Consider the following 18,074-nt stretch of genomic DNA (forward strand, 5'->3'; position numbering starts at 1 on the left):
GTCAAAGCTCCACCCCGAATGCTTCGGTTACCCGCAGCGCGCTGCGAACGCCATCTTCATGGAATCCGTTGAACCAGTAGGCCCCACAGAAATGGGTGCGGTTTTGGTTACCGATTTCGTCGTAGCGTTCCTGGGCTGCCACCGCGTCCAGCGTGAATACCGGATGGGCGTACTCGAAGTGCTTGATCACCTTCTCAGGATCAATATCTCGGCTGCGATTGAGGGTCACACAGAAGGTTTCCGGGGCATCGTGGAAGTTCTGCAGGACGTTCATGTTGTAGGTGACAGAAACCGGTTCGGTGCTGTGGGTCGGGATGAAGTAGTTCCAGGCGGCCCAGGCCCGGCGATTGTCCGGTAACACGCTGCTGTCTGTATGAAGCACCACATCGTTGTTCTGGTAGGCCATGGCACCGAGTATGTCCCGTTCCTTGTCGGTCGCGTCAGCGAGCATGGCAAGGGCCTGGTCGCTGTGGCAGCCGAAAATCACCTGGTCAAAGTGGTGCTCCTCGCCCCTGACACTAACAGTTACACCATCCTTATGCCGGACAACCCTGTCGACAGGGCTGTTAAGATGCGTGCCATCACCCAGCCGATCCATCATTTTCTTAACGTACTGGGCAGACCCTCCGGAAATCACCCGCCAGGTGGGTCGGTCATCCACAGACAGCATGCCGTGATTGTTGAAAAACTGCAGGAAGAACCGGATTGGAAACTGTTCCAGCACAATTTCTGGTGCTGACCAGATAGCCGCACCCATCGGGACAATGTAGTAGTTCCTGAAATAGCGGGAGTACCCATTCCGGTTCAGGTATTCCCCCAATGTTTCTTCATTGTTGATGTTGCCGGCTTCAAGATCTGCACGGGTTTCTTTATTAAAGCGAAGAATCTCCCGCACCATCTTCAGGAACGGCAGGTTGAGCAGATTCTTTCGCTGGGCAAACAGGGTATTCAGGCTGGTGCCGTTGTACTGCAGGCCGGTGCTGCTGCAGTCCACGCTGAAGCTCATGTCGCTGATTTCCGACGGAACTCCCAGCCGCTCCATCAGTTTTATGAAATTCGGGTAGGTCCAGTCGTTGAATACGATGAAGCCGGTATTGACCGGCCAGGTGCGGCCACCGGCTTCGACCTGTTCGGTGTTGGTGTGACCGCCGGCATAGTCGCCCGCTTCAAAAACCTGAACATCGTGTTTCTCGGCCAGAAGCCAGGCAGCCGTGAGGCCGGAAACCCCCGCCCCAATGACAGCAATCCGCTGACGCTCACTACTCATCCATTGTTTTCCTGTTCGGTTTTGCTTTTACGAGCCATGGAGGCCGACATACGGTCGATCAAGGGCCGGGGAAGGGCGCCCAGCGCTTTCAACATCCAGGTGAAACGCTTGGGGAATGCAATCTCGTTCTTGCCACGCGCCAGACCACTGACAATGCGTTCCGCCGCATCCTCTGCCGAAACCAGAAAGGGCATTGGAAAATCGTTACGGTCGGTCAATGGTGTTTTGACGAATCCGGGGGAAACCACCACTACGTCGATCCCCTCGGCGGCAAGGTCTGCCCGGAGGGCATGGGCAAAATAGGTCAGGGCCGCCTTGGAAGCGCCGTAGCCTTCAGCCCGGCCAAAGGGGAACCACCAGGCGGAAGAGCTGACGATCACCAGGGTCGCCGGCTGTCCTTTGGCCCGGCTGCGCCTGAGGGCAGGCAAGGCAATATCGAGACATCGCGCCGTGCCAATCACGTTGGTGTGAATGTTCTTCTCGATAACGTCGCTGTTATAGCGCGCAATCTCCAGATATTCACAGGTGCCGGCGTTCAGTATCACCATATTCAGGTCGCCGTGGTTTTCCAGCGTTCCCGCAATGGCCTGGAGGTCTTCTTTGCTGGTGGTGTCTGCCGCCGCCGGTATAATCCGTTCTGGCGCTGCGGACGCCAATTCCTCCAGCGTCCCCTGGCGGCGGCCGGTAATCACAAGCCGGTGTCCACCGCGAGCCAGAGCACGGGTTACGGATTCGCCAATACCTGAGCTGGCTCCGGTAATCCAGATATTCGAGGTTTCCTGAAGTCGATCACTCATCCTGCCTGATCCTTGATCCAGCGAATGGCCCTGCCAATCACCGGCAGGTTTTCGTAGAGCATTTCCCCGGCGTCAAAGTAATCACGGTGGTAGCACACCATTCCGTTACGGATTTCGAGGTGGCTGATGCCCTGTACCTGAACTTCTCGGCCCTTGCGAAGGCGCTTGTGACTGAGGTGCATAACCCAGGGTATGGCGGCAAACTCACCCTGAACAACGGCTTCACCGAATTCAAAGCGACAGGAGATGACATTCGCATAGGCTCCGGCGAAATAGTGAGTCAGCTCATCCAGCCCCGTTACGGTGCTCAGTGGGTCCTGGAACCGGATGTCCTCACTGTAGACGCGGGAGAGCTTGTTCAGATTACCCTTATCGAGTTCGTTAAACAGCGCTCTGAAATTATCGAGCGTTGCCGGCACCGCGGAATTACGCGTACCCACTTCGATCTTTGAGGCGGTTGTCATTGCCTGCTCCTCCTCATTTTATCCAGTTCGCGTGTTTCTTCCTGAATGTGCTTGGGTATCGGGTTGAGCTCCCAGATGATGCCAAGCTTCGACATCAGCCATAGCCCATACCAGGTGATGTCAATTTCATACCACCGGAACCCCTGGCGAACAGATTGGGGCCAGCGGTGGTGATTGTTGTGCCATCCTTCGCCCAGGGTGAGCAAGGCGAGCCAGAAGTTGTTCCGGCTGTCGTCCGACGTTTCAAATCGACGTTTGCCCCAGACGTGGGACAGAGAATTGATGGATACCGTGGCGTGAAACAGCACGACGGTTGAAATGAAGAATCCCCAGACAAGCATTTGCAAGCCGTTGGTCCCCAACCCTGGAGCCCACGCGGCCAACGCCTCGCCCAGCGCGTAGATACCAACGGCAGCGAGAGCAGGTACCAACGCATCAAACCGGTTAATCAGCTTGAGTTCCGGGAATTTCAGCCAGTCCCGAATCCGACGCTCATCGGTCGCAAAGCCGGCGTCACAGGTGAACCAACCCATATGGGACCACCAGAAACCGCCCTGATGGGGCGAGTGAAGATCCTGAACATCATCGGAGTGCTGATGATGATGCCGGTGGTGGGCAGCCCACCAGAGCGGGCCTCGTTGGGCCGCGCTGGCGCCGAGCACCGCGAATACAAATTGGGCAGGCCGGCTGGTCTTGAACGTCTTGTGGGCAAAATAACGATGGTAGAATCCGGTAATCGCAAACATCCGCACGAGGAAGAAAGCAATCGCAAATCCGATGGCGAATGCACTTACGCCGGTGTAAAACGCCAGAAGGCAGGCGAGATGGAGCGCAATGAACGGAATAACGCGTAAAAAATTGAATGATCTGGACGTGGTGTCTATGTGATCCGAACCTGCTTCGGAATCGAACCACCTCAGAATGTTTGTAAGCCAATGCTGCATTCGGGTCATACCCTGATTGCCCTTTCTCTTTAATGGAATCTTGATCGCACACTCAGCCTTGTTGCCGCTGATGTTTCATGGAGAGTAGTACGATCTCACTACTGTAATTGGATGCACGATAAACCATGTTTAATCAAACCTTTGATTCGTCACTTATACGCCGTATCGCCATTGTCGGTTCAGGCCTCTCCGGGCTGACCGCCGCTATCCAGCTGCGCGGTCTCGGCCATGACGTCACGGTCTTCGAAAAAAGCCGGGGACCGGGTGGCAGGCTCGCTGCGAAGCGGGTAACCGGCGGATCAGCAGATATGGGCGCGCAGTACTTCACCTCCCGGAATCCGGATTTCCTGCCGTTTCTCCGTAAATTTGCCGGCCCTGAAAGCTTCGGACCCTGGGAAGGACGGTTTGGTTTCCAGACGAATGCTGATAAATGGGAATCCTTCCCGCAGGAGACCCGTTACGTCGGTATTCCCCGCATGACAGCGATTACCCGGGCCCTGTCCGGACACGCTCACGTTGTCACCGAGACACGCGTTGCCAGATTGGCCCGAAACGACCAGTCCTGGTCGCTCTTTTCTACTTCCGGTTCGCACCTCGGCGATTTTGATGCAGTTATCGTTACCGCGCCTCCGGCACAGGCCCGGGAGTTGCTGGCAGACAGCGGCCTCGACGCTCTGGCCTCCCATCTGGACGATCCGGTGAGCAGGGTCCTGCCGTGCTGGGCTATTGCAGCCCATTTTCCGGTGTCGCCCTGGAATCATCATGAAGGCATGCGCTGCCGACACCCGGCGTTGTTCTGGGTGGCCAACAATTCCAGCAAACCGGGCCGGGAGGATGCCGGCCAATGGTGGGTATTGCACGCCAGTCCGGCGTGGACGGAAGCGCATGTTGATACACCCGCCGACGACGTTGCAGAAAAGCTTATTGCTGCTTTTCAAGAGACCACCGGCTTTGATAGAGGCCCGGACGACGTTGTCACGCATCGGTGGCTTTACGCCCGCTCTGAAGGCGGTGACCAGCCAGGGCATTTGTGGTTCCCAGAGAACCGAATCGGGCTGGCAGGCGACTGGCTCAGTGGCGGCCGGGTAGAGGGCGCGTTCGACAGTGCCTGCGGACTGGTTGCCGAACTGACGACCGCTCCCACTACTCAGTGAGAGACTCCTGGCTACCGGTTGTCACATCGGGCCGGGTATAGAAATGCGTGATGGTGCCGTCATTGAACTTGCTGAAGAAGGCGCTGACATCGGTGATCTTCTTCAGCGACCGGGTGCGGTGGATGGGTTCGCGCACGAGCACCTTGATGCCGTTGAAGTTGTCCTGGATGTTCGAGAAGCGCGCCCGCATTGAGCAGGTCACTACCTGGGCAGGGCTGAGAGAAAGCTCTTCGGCCAACCATGTGCTGTGACGTTCGATCCCTCTGGCTGAGAGGTCTTCCCGGGTATCCAGGTGGTTCAGTTTTACCCGGTTTACAATGCAGAACGAGAAACTCTTCGGGTGCCTGCGGGCCACTTTCCGGAACGCCTCCCAAAAGAAGTTGTCGGTCAGTTCTGCAAAGTAGGCCATGTCGCTCAGGCAGGTATCCACCCATTCAAAGTTCTCCGGGTCATCGAGGACTTCGTTAATCGCTTCCCGAAGCAGCCAGTCAAAGCCCAGCGCTGTCTTGTGGGCGTAAACCTTTCGGTACATCTGGTGGCGACTGTAGACAAAGTCCTCGAGCGCCCCCAGCCCTTTCTGAGTTATGGCCAGCCCCAGCCAGGGTTCGGACACATCCCAGCCAAAACGCAGGTTGCTCAAAAGATGATCCAGATTAAAACCGCCGATGGTTACCGACGAGTGGAAGCCATCCCGCAGCATGTAATCGGCCCGGTCAGCGTCGATTTCGCCGGATACAATCGATGACAGCAGATCCATCACCAATCCGGGTATGTTATCGCTGAGCGGTGATCCCGCCGCGGCGTCTTCCCCCGCAATAAACGCCCAGAATGTGCGGGCATGACGACAGAACGTCTCACTGGGTTTGACGTCCGTCGTTTCCATGATGCCAATAACGTCCCGGGCGAAAAGCCCGGCACTTTCCAGATCAACCGCCATGAGCACATCGTGGGCAACACGCACCGAATAATGCTCGTGCTCCAGTTCATCGGGTTCTTCCGGGTGATAGGCGGAATAATCCACGCCGCGCCACAGATCCCGGAAGCGGCCGGGACGGGACATCAGTTCCCGAATGCGCTGGGCCTGGGTGAACTGATGGGAAAAACTTGAATGCCCGCTGTCATGCAGCAGGCAGCCCAACCGGATGGTTTTGGCCAGATAGTCGATGGCGTCAAGCTGGCTCAGGCTCAGGTCGGTTTGCTCGCTGAGCTGGCGCTCCCTGAGGTAGGCGTCGATCATCGAGCGGAACATGCGGGTGCCCACATGCATCACACCAATACTGTGCAGAAAGCGGGAATGGGTTGCGCCGGGAAAAACCAGGCTCAGGATGTCGTTCTGGCAGATGTTTCGCAGTCGTTGGAACAGCGGATGGTCAATCACCTGGATCTCGTGCCGGTAAAGCGGAATGCCTCCGTGAACCGGATCCATGATCAGCTTGTCATAGGCTCCGAGTAGATCGTTTACGGCACGTCGCATCAGGTGGAATCCTCCGATTTCATGAACTTGGCCTTGTTATATCACAGGGGCGTGCCAGAATAGGCTTAATCAAGCCAATTTATCGTTTATCGCTGGTAGTTTAGGGCAGTCGCCATGACCTCGCGCACCGAGCGCATACTTATAATAGACGCCGATGAAAAGGCCCGTACGGATCTCGCCCGTTACCTTGAAGCGAGGGGGTTCTACGTGACCGGCTACCGGGATCTCGCCAGCGCCAGAGCGCTCTTTGACGATAACATTCCCGATGTCATCTTTGCAGACCTGCCTCCGGAATCCATCAGGGATCTCGCTAACCGCCTGGAAGAAGCCGAAACATTCACGCCGATCGTCGCGTGTTCGTCCAGCGAGTCCAGCGCCGATGTGGTCAGCGCCCTCAGGGCCGGGGCGGCGGATTTTGTCCTCAAACCTTGCAACGACGACAAGGGCGCACTGGACGATGTTATCGGGAAATTATTCGACCGGGTCCGGGTCAACCGGCTGAATCAGCTTTACCGGCAGGAGCTTGAAGAGGCAAATCGGGACCTGCGGGATGGCATCGCCGAGCTGCGGGCGGACCAGCGCGCCGGTCGAAAGGTCCAGTTACGGATGCTTCCGGAGCACGAACAGGTGATGAGTGGCCTGCACGTGGACCACATGATCAAACCATCGCTTTACCTGAGCGGTGATTTTCTGGATTACTTCCGTATTTCCGACGACAAGGTGCTGGTGTACATCGCTGATGTCTCCGGCCATGGCGCCAGCTCCGCGTTTGTAACCGTACTGCTGAAAAACCTGACCAACCGATTGCAGCGGAACCTTCGCCGGGGCTCCAGTGAAGATATCCTGTACCCGGACCGATTCCTGGAACGCATCAATTCGGAGTTGCTGGATACCGGCCTCGGTAAACACGTAACCGTGTTCGTTGGCATTATTTCCCTGAGCGAACGTAAATTGAATTATGCAGTCGGAGCCCATTTTCCGATGCCCATCCTGTCTTTTGAAGGGGGGGAGGCCGCGTTCCTTGAAGGAAGCGGGCTTCCGGTAGGGCTTTTCGAAACGCCGGAATGGGAAGTGTACGAGGTTCCCCTGAACAAACCGTTTCATCTGACCCTGTTTTCGGATGGAATTCTGGAAGTTATCCGGGAAAAGGGGCTGGATGAAAAGGAGCGGACACTACTTGAACTCGTATCGGGAGGTCGTCACACTATCGCCTCTCTTAACGAGGCTCTGCATCTGGAACAGATCACAGAGCTGCCGGACGATATCGCTATCGTATCGGTAACTGATACCATGAACGGATCAGATAACACCCCGTCGAATTAGTGGCAGTGTGAAACATGGCTGGTTACAAGATCCTGCAAGCTGAAAAACAGGGCATCTATGTCCTGAAGTTTATTGGGGAAATCCGGCTGAACCTGTGTTCGACGCTGGACAATCTGGTTGAGTCCATCACCCAGGACCCGGAGTTCAAGACCGTGGTGATCGACCTGACCGAAACCGAGATTATCGACAGCACCACGCTCGGACTGCTTGCCAAGATCGCTATGGCGGCCCAGAAGCAGAGCAACTTCCTGCCCACACTTATTTCGACCAATCCCGACATTACCCGCATTATCACTTCCATGGGTTTCGACAAGATCTTTATCATCGTGCGAGAACCCGCGTCCCGAATTGAAGAGCTTGAAGAGATTCCCGTACTCAGGGCCAGCGAACAACAGGTTCGAGACAAGGTTCTCGATGCCCATAAAGTGCTGATGGGCCTGAACAGCCGAAACAGGGAAGAATTCAAGAATCTGGTGCGCGCTCTGGAATGTGAAGAGCCCGGTTAATTGCGCCCCCTTGGCGCGACTGTGCCGGTATCACACCTGATCTGACAGAACGGAAGAACTATGTCTGAACAATCGACGCCCCGGAACACTGACGCAGCCGTTCCAGTACACGATGTGGCGGTTCTGGGCGGTGGCAGTTTTGGTACTGCCATGGCCAAGGTGCTGGGTGAAAACGGTCACCGTGTTCATTTCTGGATGCGTGGCAAAGCCCAGGCCGAAGAAGTCCGCAGCACCCGAGTCAATAGCCGCTACATGCCAGGCATTGAGCTGACCGGTGACATTCAGCCCACCACAGACCTGGCGGACGCTGTCAGCAAGGCCGAGATCGTATTTGTTGCCATTCCGAGCAAGGCTTTTCGGGCCGTTATCCGCGAGAACAGCGACAAATTCCGCGACGAACAAATCGTTATCAGCCTCACCAAGGGGATTGAAGAGCACGGCTTCAAACTGATGAGCGAGATTCTCCAGGAGGAGATTCCCCGCTGTCGTATTGGCGTGCTCAGTGGCCCCAACCTGGCTGGTGAAATCGTAAACCGGGATCTGACCGCCACTGTAATTGCCGCCAAGGATCCAAATGTGCGCCGCTCGGTGCAGGACCTTCTGGGTTGTGAGTATTTTCGCGTTTACGCGAACGTGGATGTGTATGGTGTGGAACTCGCCGGGGCGCTGAAGAACATCTATGCAATTGTTGCAGGTCTTGCCTCCGCCCTGGAAATGGGTGAGAACGCCAAGGCCATGCTGATCACCCGCGGTCTTGCAGAGATGAGCCGGTTTGCCGTCAGCCTCGGCGCCAACCCAATGACATTTATGGGGCTGGCGGGTGTCGGTGATCTGATCGTGACCTGTACCTCATCCAAGAGCCGGAACTTTCGAGTGGGTTACGCCGTTGGCCAGGGCCAGAAACTGGACGATGCCGTGGCGGAGCTCGGGCAGGTGGCCGAGGGCATCTATACCCTGAAGCTCGTCAAGCAGAAAGCCGAGGCCATTGGGATCTATATGCCACTGGTTCGTGGGCTTTACGAGATCCTTTATGACAACGCTTCAATCAAGGCGGTCATCAATAGCCTCATGATGTCGGTCCAGAATTCCGACGTAGAATTTATACTGCCGCGGACCATCAGCCAGTAACAGGCCCGCTGAACCGGGACCAGGCCGGAAAGGAGAGAGCCCTTGCAACTGCTCATCATGCGCCATGGGGAAGCTGGCTGGCATACGCTGGATCAGGAACGTGAACTGACGGAGGCCGGCCGGCTCGGCGTGGCCGAGGTTGCCGCTCGCATCGCGGAGTCGCCCTGGCGACCGAAGCTGGTCTGGAGCAGCCCCTATGTGCGGGCCAGGCAAACGGCGGCGATCGTTTCCGAAATTCTCAATTGTCCAGTTGAAGAAAAGATGTTTATCACTCCGGACGACGACCCGGCAGCCTGCCTTGATGCATTGATTGAGCATCACGAATCACCCCTGTTAATCGTTTCCCACATGCCCCTGGTAGGAGGGCTTGCCACGCTTCTGGTTGACGCACACCGCCGGGGCATTCCTTTCATGACCTCCCAGGCCGTCATGCTGGATATGCCCGTGGTCGGCCCAGGGTGCGCTGACTTGAAAGCCCAGTTTCTGCCCTGATATTTCCAATAAGTCACTTCTGAATCCTCAAATCCGAGCCAGACTATGTACAGCTTTCCCATCGACTACGTGGAACCGGTCTTCCGGCCTCCCAGTGAAGCCAAGTCACTGATCCTGCCGGTCACCAACGGCTGCTCCTGGAATAAGTGCACGTTTTGCGAAATGTATACGCAACCGCAAAAGAAATTCCGGGCCCGCAAGCCTGAAGATGTGCTCCAGGACATCCGTAGTGCGGCTAGCAGCCTGGGTGGCGTGCGCCGGGTTTTCCTGGCAGACGGTGATGCCATGGTGCTTCCTACCCGTCGGTTGCTGGAGATTCTCGGCCAGCTCCGTGAGGCTTTTCCGGACCTTCAACGGGTTTCCAGTTACTGTTTGCCCCGTAATCTTGCAAAGAAGTCTGTGGAAGAACTGGCCGAGCTGAAAGAGGCCGGTCTTCAGATCCTCTATGTTGGTATGGAATCCGGCGACGATGAAATTCTGCGTCGGGTCAACAAGGGTGAAACTTGGGAATCCACCCGCTCGGCGTTGCTGAAGATTCGGGAGGCAGGTTTGACCAGTTCTGTGATGGTGCTGAACGGGTTGGGCGGTGAGAGTCTCTCAGGTCAGCATGCAATCAACACTGCCACGCTCTGCAATGAAACCCAGCCGGATTACCTGTCGACCCTCGTCGTCAGCTTTCCCCAGGGTGAGGAGCGTTTTCGGGAAGGCTTCGGTGATGATTTTGTCCCACTCTCACAGCAGGGACTTTTCGAGGAAATTCGTCTGTTCCTGGAACATCTGAAGCTGGATAAAACCATCTTTCGCAGCGACCACGCCTCGAACTACCTGGTGCTGAAAGGGACCCTTGGCCGCGACAAGCAGAAAATGCTGGACCAGGTTAACCTGGCCATCACCAATCCCGGCGCAGCCCCTTTGCGCGCGGAATGGATGCGCGGGTTGTAATTCACGGAACCGGGAGCCACGGTTATGAGTATGAATCCAGACAATCTTGCAAAGCAGGTGGAGGAAACCGTGAAGAGGCCCGGGAATCCACCCCTTGACCAGTGGGACCCCGAGCTGTCCGGGGATATGGATCTTCGCATCAGCCGTGATGGTCAGTGGATTTTCAAAGGGGAGCCGCTGGCTCGCGAAGCGATTGTGCGTCTGTTTTCCACCATTCTCCGCCGGGAAAGCGACGGCCAATACTATCTGGTGACGCCCGTTGAAAAGTGGCGAATACAGGTCGAGGATGCGCCGTTGCTCGCCCATTCCCTCACCGTGACTGGCGAGAGCGACCGACAGGTGATTTCCCTGACTACCAATGTTGGCGAAACGCTCGAGATCAGCCAGGAGCATCCACTGGAAGTGGGAACCTATCCTGATTCGGACGAACCCCGCCCCGTTGTGCAGGTTCGTCATGGAGTCGAAGCACGACTGGTAACTGCGGCCTATTACGACCTGGCACAGCATGTGGTCGAGCGAAACGAAGACGGTCACCCGGTTCTGGGCGTCTTTAGTCACGGAATTTTCTACAAAATCGGGCAGGGTGGTTGAAAACCGGTACCGCGGCCCCAGAATTACGGTAGAAAACGCATTAGCTCAGTTGTTAAACTGTGTTTTCATACTTGTTATGAGCCTGGCTCTCTAACGAGGCCCGGTGGTCGTTAGTCCCTCTGTGCAGTCTGGCTGTTCACGATCACTTTCGATTGCCTAAATCAATTAAACAGTCATTGCGACACGCAAGGAGATCACATGGCCCAACCTCGTGTTGTCACCATCCATTACACGCTCACCAACGATCAGGGAGAGCAGCTTGACTCCTCCCGTGTAGAAGGTCGCGAGCCTCTGTCTTATCTGGAAGGTGCACAGAACATTATCGGTGGACTGGAAAGTGCACTGAACGAAAAGAATGCAGGCGATCAGGTTAAGGTGTCTGTAGAACCTGGCGAAGGCTACGGCGAAGTCAACGAAGAGCTGATCCAACCGGTTCCTCGTTCTGCGTTTGAAGGCGTCGATACCATCGAGCCGGGCATGCAGTTCCAGGCGCAGACCCCGGGCGGCCCCCAGGTCGTTCGTGTGGTAGAAGTTGGCGACGAGACCGTCACCATCGACGCCAACCATCCGCTTGCCGGAGAGACTCTGCACTTCGACGTAGAAGTGGTAGAAGCTCGCGAAGCGACTGATGAAGAGCAAGAGCACGGCCACGCTCACTAAGCTTTTCTGAAGTGCTACAAAAACGGCTCCCGAGGGAGCCGTTTTTTTATGCCCGGAAATAATGATGTCGTATTAGGCGAAGCCGTAATCCGACATTCCGATAGCCCAAAAAAAACGGCCCACACGGGGCCGTTTTATCACCGGAAGCCGAACTTACATGTTCGGATAATTCGGGCCGCCGCCCCCTTCCGGAGTTACCCAGTTAATGTTCTGGGCAGGATCCTTGATGTCGCAGGTCTTGCAGTGAACACAGTTCTGGGCGTTGATCTGGAAGCGTTTGCCGCTTCCGTCGTCTTTCTCGACAACTTCATAAACACCAGCCGGGCAGTAGCGCTGCGCAGGCTCATCGTATTTAGGCAGGTTGTCGCGGATCGGAAGGTCCGGATCGGTCAGTTTCAGGTGAACCGGCTGATCTTCCTCGTGGTTGGTGTTCGAAATGAACACCGAGGACAGACGATCGAAGGTCAGGGTGTTGTCCGGCTTGGGATAGGTCACCTTCTTGCACTCCGCCGCCGGCTTGAGGGTGGCGTAGTCCGGAGTGGTGTCGTGGAAGGTGATCGGCAGGCTGCCACGCAGGATGTTCTGCTCGAAGAAGGCGATGGCACCGCCAACAATGTTGCCGAACTTGTGCATGGCCGGGCCGAAGTTACGCTCGGCGTAAAGCTCCTTGAACAGCCAGCTGTCTTCAAACTTCTTCTGGAAGCTGCTGATTTCTTCGCCGCTCTTGCCGTCCTTGAGTGCTTCGAAAACCGCCTCGGCGCCCAGCATGCCGGACTTCATGGCAGTATGGGAGCCCTTGATCTTGGAGCCGTTCAGGGTGCCTGCGTCACAGCCAAGCAGCAAACCACCCGGGAAGCTCATCTTGGGCAGAGCGTTGTAGCCACCTTTGGTGATTGCACGGGCGCCGTAGGATACGCGCTTGCCGCCTTCCAGGTGTTTCTTGATCTCCGGGTGATGCTTCAGGCGCTGAAATTCTTCAAACGGGCTCAGGTGCGGATTGCTGTAGGAAAGATCGGTGATCAGGCCCACGTACACCTGGCCATTTTCAAGGTGGTACAGGAAGGAACCACCGGTGGAGCCGGTTTCTTTCAGGGGCCAGCCAGTGGTATGAACCACCAGGCCCGGCTCGTGTTTGGCCGGATCAATATCCCACAGTTCCTTGATACCGATACCGTAGTGCTGCGGGTCCTTGCCTTCATCGAGCTTGAATTCGCTGATCAGGCGCTTGCCCAGGTGACCACGGCAGCCCTCGGTAAAGAGGGTGTACTTGGCACGCAGTTCCATGCCCGGCATGTAGCCGTCTTTTTCGGATCCGTCACGGGCAACGCCCATGTCGCCGGTAATGATGCCTTTCACCTGACCGTCTTCAACGATGGTCTCAGAGGCGGCGAAGCCGGGATACACTTCTACGCCCAGGCCCTCGGCCTGTTCGGCCAGCCAGCGGCAGAGGTTGCCAAGGCTGATGATGTAGTTGCCATGGTTGTGCATGTTCTTGGGCACAAACGCATTGGGGATCTTGGTGGCGCTTTCCTGGTTCTTGAGCAGGAAAATGTCGTCCCGGGTAACCGGCGTGTTGAGCGGAGCACCTTTCTCTTTCCAGTCCGGGAAGAGTTCGTTGAGGGCAGTAGGCTCGAATACAGTGCCTGCCAGAATGTGGGCGCCGATCTCAGAACCTTTCTCTACAACGCATACGGTGAGTTCCTCGCCAGCTTCCTGTGCCAGTTGCATGACACGGCACGCTGCCGACAGGCCCGCCGGGCCGCCGCCGACGATCAGAACATCAAATTCCATCGATTCGCGTTCCACGTTGGTCTCCTCAAACATCTTTAATGGATATTATGTGCCCGCAGGCCAATTATTCTGGGTCGCCATCATACCGGTAAAACTGCCTATAGACGACTGCCCAAAGCCGGTCTTGCCGACTTGCATAACCAAAAGGATACCGTATTTGAAGAATCAAACAAACGTTTGTTTGAAATTCGCTCTGTCCTTTGGCATTGTAAGAGCACACTGAAACATCGTGTGTTTTGAGTCGAAATCTAGTATCGTCTCATTGCCGTCCCCGGTCAATACCGGGGAATTGGCTGAAAGTTCAGTCCTGGCGCGTCGTTTGAGGCTATTGATTCTGCTGAGTGTTGCCTCCATCATTAGTGCGCATTGAATTCAGGCAGGCTCTGCGCGAGGACTGCAAGTCATAAACCCATCGTAGAAGAACGAGGAATCTATGAAGGTTCTGGTCGCTGTAAAACGAGTAATCGACTACAACGTAAAGGTGCGCGTCAAGCCGGACAACACCGGTGTTGACCTCGCCAACGTCAAGATGGCAATGAACCCGTTCTGCGAAATCGCGGTAGAAGAAGCCGTTCGCCTGAAAGAGAAGGGTGTTGCCAGTGAAATCGTGGTGGTATCCATTGGCCCGAAAGCCTCCCAGGAGCAGATCCGTACTGCGCTGGCGCTGGGTGCTGACCGTGGTATCCACGTCGAAACGGACGAGGAGGTTCAGTCTCTCGAAGCGGCCAAGCTGCTCAAGGCTGTTGTTGAGAAAGAAGAGCCGAAGCTGGTCATTCTTGGCAAGCAGTCCATCGATTCCGATAACAACCAGACTGGCCAGATGCTGGCCGCACTGACCGGCATGGGTCAGGGCACTTTCGCCTCCGAAGTGGTTGTTGAGGGCGACAAGGTTAACGTAACCCGTGAGGTAGACGGTGGTCTGATGACCGTTGCCCTGAACCTGCCTGCGGTTGTCACTACCGACCTGCGTCTGAACGAGCCGCGCTACGCTTCTCTGCCGAACATCATGAAGGCGAAGAAGAAGCCGCTGGACAACATGAGCCCGGCCGATCTGGGTGTCGACATCGCTCCGCGCCTTTCCACCCTGAAGGTTGAAGCGCCTGCTTCCCGTCAGGCGGGTGTGAAAGTGGCCGACGTTGCCGAGCTGGTCGATAAACTGAAGAACGAAGCGAAGGTGATCTAAATGAGCATCCTTGTAATTGCTGAACATGACAACAGCAGCCTGAAACAGGCTACCCTGAATGTTGTAGCGGCTGCCAAGGCCATCGGCGGAGACATCGACGTACTGGTTGCCGGTGAGAACTGTGGCGCCGTTGCTGAAGCAGCTGCCAAGGCCGAAGGCGTTAACAAGGTACTGGTTGCCGATAATGCCGCTTATGGTCACTTCCTGGGCGAAAACCTGGGTGAGCTGGTTGCCGAAGTAGGCAAGGGCTACAGCCACATCCTGGCCGCCGCTGGCACCGTAGGCAAAGACTTCATGCCACGTGTTGCTGCGCTGCTGGACGTTGCCCAGGTTTCCGACATCATGCGTGTGGAGTCCGAAGACACCTTCGTTCGCCCGATCTACGCTGGTAACGCCATTGCCACTGTTAAATCCAGTGACAGCATCAAAGTCGTCACTGTTCGGCCGACCGCGTTCGACCCGGTTGCTGCTGAAGGTGGCTCCGCTTCTGTCGAGCAACTGGACGTTGTCAAAGACGCTGGCCTGTCCCAGTTCGTTAGCGAAGAGCTGGCCAAGTCTGACCGCCCTGATCTGGCAAGTGCCGGTATCGTGGTTTCCGGTGGTCGCGGCATGCAAAACGGCGACAACTTCAAGATGCTTGAGCAGGTTGCCGATCTGATGGGTGCCGCCGTTGGCGCATCCCGTGCTGCTGTTGACGCCGGTTTCGTACCGAACGACATGCAGGTTGGCCAGACCGGTAAGATTGTTGCGCCGCAGCTGTACATCGCCGTGGGCATTTCCGGTGCCATCCAGCACCTGGCCGGTATGTCTGACTCCAAGGTGATCGTTGCGATCAACAAGGATGAAGAAGCGCCGATCTTCCAGGTTGCCGATTATGGTCTGGTAGCGGACCTGTTCGAAGCCGTTCCACAGCTTGAAGAAGAGCTGAAGAAAGTTCTGTAACTTTCTGCCTGGCTTGAGAAAAGGCACCTTCGGGTGCCTTTTTCTTTTGGGCGAAGCCAGAATACCTGCCATGATATCCAGCCCTGATTGTTGACCCGGATACGAAACCCATGACTACTAAGCCGTTTGATGCCTTAGCCTGCCCACTGGACGGCTGCGCGCTCGTGCCGGGCGAAAAGACCTGGCGGTGCGAGAATGGACACAGCTTTGATGTTGCGCGGCAGGGCTACGTGCATCTGTTACCCGTTCAAAAGAAACGTTCCCTGGACCCGGGTGATAGCAGGGAAATGGTTGCGGCAAGGCAACGATTTCTGAGTGCAGGGTTCTACACAAAGATCGCCGAGGCCGTGAGCGATCAGGTATTGCAGTGGCTCCCGAGCGAGGGCACTGGATCGATTCTGGACGCAGGCTCTGGCGAAGGTTACTACCTTCGACACCTCGCGAGCTTCGCTGGCGCCAGAGATGTTTCCATGATCGGAGTCGACATCTCCAAGTGGGCGGTTCTGGCCGCCGCCAAACGGGACAAACAGACCCGTTGGGTGGTCGGCAGCAATGCCAACCTGCCAATTCTGCCGGAATCCCTGGATCTCGTGCTTTGCCTGTTTGGTTTTCCGGTTTACAGCGAATTTGCGCGGGTGCTTAAGGCTGGCGGGAGGGTGATACAGGTGGATGCCGGTGCAGACCACCTTCGGGAGCTGCGTGAAATCATTTACCCCGAACTGAAACCGCCTGCAGGCACTGAGATTCCCGACCCCGAGGGTTTCCGGACCCTTGATTCAACCGTGGCAAGGTTCCCACTGAGCCTTCCGGACCAGGAAAGCATTGCCGATCTCCTGGCCATGACACCCCATCTTTATCGGGCCAGCTCGGAGGGCCTTGAGAAGGCTGCGGCGCTCGAATCACTGGAGGTAACGGTCGACGTGGTTCTGAAACGTCTGGAAAAGCGCTAACCGCTGAATTTCATTGACCGTCATCGGAACCCTGAGCCTTGTCGCGCTTGCGGGAAGCGAGCCGCTTTTCTGCTTTCCCTATGATCAGGGTATCAGCGAGGATGTGCAGGGCCTTGTTGGTCGTGCGCACGGTTTTGTAGATCTGTTGACTCGTCTGGTCATGGGTAGCCCGTGCTTTACGGGCAGTCTGTCGGAACTCCTCATCCTTCGAGAACAGATCAATCAGCCCGAAAGTCGTGTTCGAGATTGCCTTGTGGAGCTTTTCTACCGCGCTCGCGCCACCCGAAACCGAGTCCTCCAGCAACCGCGCCCGATTCCGGATTTCGAGAAGATCCATTCTGCTTTTCTGGATGGCACTGTGCGCCGACACACGATGGGAATTGAGAATCCGTGCTTCACGGCGACAAAGTAGCAGCTGCCAGTAGGCGATGCAGAATCCGCCAAAGGCCATTAGCAGCAACAATACGATTGCGGCCAGATTCATGAGAGGGCCCTCCAGTCACTCATTGCGATCACCGATACTCAATCTGCATATCCACGTCGATTTCGCGCTCTGTCATCTCTTCCTCGAGTTCTTTCATCACTTCCTGGTACACCATTTTGCGAACCATCACGGGAAGTTTGTCGGCAAGTACGCGGGCAGAGCGCGATTCACGCTTGGCAAGGGCAATCGGATCCAGTACCCGAAGCGTAATAACCAGCTCGGGTTCCTGCTCGGGATCTGCGATATCGTCGTTCTCCATCATTCGGGCGATCACTTTGCGCTGTTCAAGAACCTGCCAGCAGACGAAGCCACTGAACAGGACAAGCAGGATGCTCAAGACTGTTAAAAAGGTGATCAATTCGAACCTCCGGAAATCGTTTCGTGCACTGCCGCAGTGTGCCCTATGAAGTATGACAAACGATTGGCCGTGAAGACGGATTTCCCAGTGTAGCCGGGAAAGTAGAACGAGCGCTCAAAACTGTTAACATTGGTTGCAGTTGTTCAATGAGCTACGCAGAATCAACGGGTTAAGGCCGACTATTCATACCAACAGAGGATTGTTCATGGTTTGGTTCAAGGCGTTTGCAAGTGGTTTTCTCGCAACCCTGGTGTTTCATCAGGGTCTGTTCGCGCTGTTCTGGCTCGGGGGCATCGTGCCCGCAGCGCCCTTCAACCTGTCACCGGTGCCGCCGCTGGGTGTGCCCCAGGTTGTGTCACTGGCGTTCTTTGGTGGCCTTTGGGGCATGTTGTTGTGGCTGATTCTTGGGCGCCTGGCAGGGGTGAAGTTCTGGCTGGGGCATGTCATTGTAGGGGCTGTAGGTCCCACAGCAGTCGCCATGCTGGTGGTATTCCCCCTGAAAGGGCTTGATGTCTCGGCCCAGACCTGGGTGGGCGGCTTGCTCCTCAACGGTTTCTGGGGCCTGGGTGTTGCCGTATTCATGCGTCTGATGGGCGAGAAAACGGTTGCCGGGCTCCGCTGAAA

20 protein-coding genes are annotated in these 18,074 nt (G+C 56.2%); 12 read left to right on the top strand and 8 right to left on the bottom strand.

All coding sequences use genetic code 11. From position 1 onward, the window contains the following. Position 1 precedes the first annotated feature (1 nt). From J3362_RS06230 to J3362_RS06245, 4 genes are read right to left on the bottom strand one after another with little or no spacing between them, the layout of a single operon-like run. Entirely contained in the window at positions 2 to 1,267 is a 1,266-nt protein-coding gene (locus J3362_RS06230) for an NAD(P)/FAD-dependent oxidoreductase (RefSeq protein WP_349518656.1), read from the bottom strand. Continuing rightward, positions 1,264 to 2,064 (bottom strand): SDR family NAD(P)-dependent oxidoreductase, encoded by an 801-nt coding sequence (locus J3362_RS06235; protein ID WP_349518657.1) that lies wholly within the window; start codon positions 2,062 to 2,064, stop codon positions 1,264 to 1,266. Before J3362_RS06235 ends, J3362_RS06230 begins: the two co-directional genes overlap by 4 nt. Beyond that, a complete protein-coding gene (locus J3362_RS06240; protein WP_349518659.1) occupies positions 2,061 to 2,528 on the bottom strand; it encodes a nuclear transport factor 2 family protein in 468 nt (155 codons plus the stop codon). Before J3362_RS06240 ends, J3362_RS06235 begins: the two co-directional genes overlap by 4 nt. Beyond that, positions 2,525 to 3,481 carry an acyl-CoA desaturase gene (locus J3362_RS06245; protein WP_349518660.1) on the bottom strand — a complete coding sequence of 319 codons (957 nt, stop codon included), beginning with the start codon at positions 3,479 to 3,481 and terminating at the stop codon, positions 2,525 to 2,527. The genes J3362_RS06240 and J3362_RS06245 overlap by 4 nt, the downstream gene beginning before the upstream one ends. 116 nt (positions 3,482 to 3,597) lie before the next feature. Between J3362_RS06245 and J3362_RS06250 the strand changes: the two genes are divergently transcribed. Beyond that, on the top strand, positions 3,598 to 4,626 hold the full coding sequence (locus J3362_RS06250; protein WP_349518661.1) for an NAD(P)/FAD-dependent oxidoreductase: 1,029 nt from the start codon (positions 3,598 to 3,600) through the stop codon (positions 4,624 to 4,626). Here J3362_RS06250 and J3362_RS06255 read toward each other — a convergent pair. Further along, positions 4,616 to 6,100: an HD domain-containing protein gene (locus J3362_RS06255; protein WP_349518662.1), complete on the bottom strand. Its 1,485-nt coding sequence runs from the start codon at positions 6,098 to 6,100 to the stop codon at positions 4,616 to 4,618. The two genes, J3362_RS06250 and J3362_RS06255, sit on opposite strands and share 11 nt — an antisense overlap. A 114-nt stretch (positions 6,101 to 6,214) precedes the next feature. Here J3362_RS06255 and J3362_RS06260 point away from each other — a divergent pair, with 114 nt between their 5' ends. From J3362_RS06260 to J3362_RS06290, 7 genes are all read left to right on the top strand, one after another. Continuing rightward, the gene (locus J3362_RS06260) at positions 6,215 to 7,423 is read left to right on the top strand and encodes a PP2C family protein-serine/threonine phosphatase (RefSeq protein ID WP_349518663.1); all 1,209 of its coding nucleotides are present in this window, start codon (positions 6,215 to 6,217) and stop codon (positions 7,421 to 7,423) included. Positions 7,424 to 7,437: 14 nt separating this feature from the next. Next, the gene (locus J3362_RS06265; RefSeq protein WP_008171643.1) at positions 7,438 to 7,929 is read left to right on the top strand and encodes an STAS domain-containing protein; all 492 of its coding nucleotides are present in this window, start codon (positions 7,438 to 7,440) and stop codon (positions 7,927 to 7,929) included. A gap of 60 nt (positions 7,930 to 7,989) precedes the next feature. Continuing rightward, entirely contained in the window at positions 7,990 to 9,057 is a 1,068-nt protein-coding gene (locus tag J3362_RS06270; RefSeq protein WP_349518664.1) for an NAD(P)H-dependent glycerol-3-phosphate dehydrogenase, read from the top strand. 42 nt (positions 9,058 to 9,099) lie between these two features. After that, complete coding sequence (locus tag J3362_RS06275; RefSeq protein ID WP_053115346.1) at positions 9,100 to 9,549, top strand: SixA phosphatase family protein; 450 nt, start codon at positions 9,100 to 9,102, stop codon at positions 9,547 to 9,549. A gap of 45 nt (positions 9,550 to 9,594) precedes the next feature. After that, positions 9,595 to 10,491 (top strand): radical SAM protein, encoded by an 897-nt coding sequence (locus tag J3362_RS06280; protein WP_349518665.1) that lies wholly within the window; start codon positions 9,595 to 9,597, stop codon positions 10,489 to 10,491. 24 nt (positions 10,492 to 10,515) lie between these two features. After that, complete coding sequence (locus tag J3362_RS06285) at positions 10,516 to 11,082, top strand: DUF1285 domain-containing protein (protein WP_349518667.1); 567 nt, start codon at positions 10,516 to 10,518, stop codon at positions 11,080 to 11,082. Between the two features lie 198 nt (positions 11,083 to 11,280). Then, on the top strand, positions 11,281 to 11,742 hold the full coding sequence (locus J3362_RS06290; RefSeq protein WP_148607078.1) for an FKBP-type peptidyl-prolyl cis-trans isomerase: 462 nt from the start codon (positions 11,281 to 11,283) through the stop codon (positions 11,740 to 11,742). 153 nt (positions 11,743 to 11,895) lie between these two features. Here J3362_RS06290 and J3362_RS06295 read toward each other — a convergent pair whose 3' ends face one another. Next, on the bottom strand, positions 11,896 to 13,548 hold the full coding sequence (locus J3362_RS06295) for an electron transfer flavoprotein-ubiquinone oxidoreductase (RefSeq protein WP_349518668.1): 1,653 nt from the start codon (positions 13,546 to 13,548) through the stop codon (positions 11,896 to 11,898). A gap of 418 nt (positions 13,549 to 13,966) precedes the next feature. On the opposite strand from J3362_RS06295, the gene J3362_RS06300 reads away from it, so the two are divergent. The 3 genes from J3362_RS06300 (at position 13,967) to J3362_RS06310 (ending at position 16,608) form a co-directional block, all read left to right on the top strand. Further along, positions 13,967 to 14,716 carry an electron transfer flavoprotein subunit beta/FixA family protein gene (locus J3362_RS06300; protein WP_008171627.1) on the top strand — a complete coding sequence of 250 codons (750 nt, stop codon included), beginning with the start codon at positions 13,967 to 13,969 and terminating at the stop codon, positions 14,714 to 14,716. Continuing rightward, entirely contained in the window at positions 14,717 to 15,658 is a 942-nt protein-coding gene (locus tag J3362_RS06305) for an electron transfer flavoprotein subunit alpha/FixB family protein (protein ID WP_108018622.1), read from the top strand. It abuts the gene before it with no gap. A gap of 110 nt (positions 15,659 to 15,768) precedes the next feature. Then, entirely contained in the window at positions 15,769 to 16,608 is an 840-nt protein-coding gene (locus tag J3362_RS06310; RefSeq protein ID WP_349518669.1) for a putative RNA methyltransferase, read from the top strand. 10 nt (positions 16,609 to 16,618) lie between these two features. On the opposite strand, the gene J3362_RS06315 is transcribed toward J3362_RS06310, so the two are convergent. Both J3362_RS06315 and J3362_RS06320 read right to left on the bottom strand, forming a co-directional pair. Next, a complete protein-coding gene (locus tag J3362_RS06315) occupies positions 16,619 to 17,092 on the bottom strand; it encodes a hypothetical protein (protein ID WP_349518670.1) in 474 nt (157 codons plus the stop codon). Positions 17,093 to 17,120: 28 nt separating this feature from the next. Further along, positions 17,121 to 17,450 carry a hypothetical protein gene (locus tag J3362_RS06320; RefSeq protein ID WP_349518671.1) on the bottom strand — a complete coding sequence of 110 codons (330 nt, stop codon included), beginning with the start codon at positions 17,448 to 17,450 and terminating at the stop codon, positions 17,121 to 17,123. Between the two features lie 205 nt (positions 17,451 to 17,655). Here J3362_RS06320 and J3362_RS06325 point away from each other — a divergent pair, with 205 nt between their 5' ends. Continuing rightward, entirely contained in the window at positions 17,656 to 18,072 is a 417-nt protein-coding gene (locus J3362_RS06325) for a hypothetical protein (RefSeq protein ID WP_349518672.1), read from the top strand. Positions 18,073 to 18,074 lie beyond the last annotated feature (2 nt).

The organism is Marinobacter sp. NFXS11 (assembly GCF_040148675.1).
Classification (GTDB): Bacteria; Pseudomonadota; Gammaproteobacteria; order Pseudomonadales; family Oleiphilaceae; genus Marinobacter.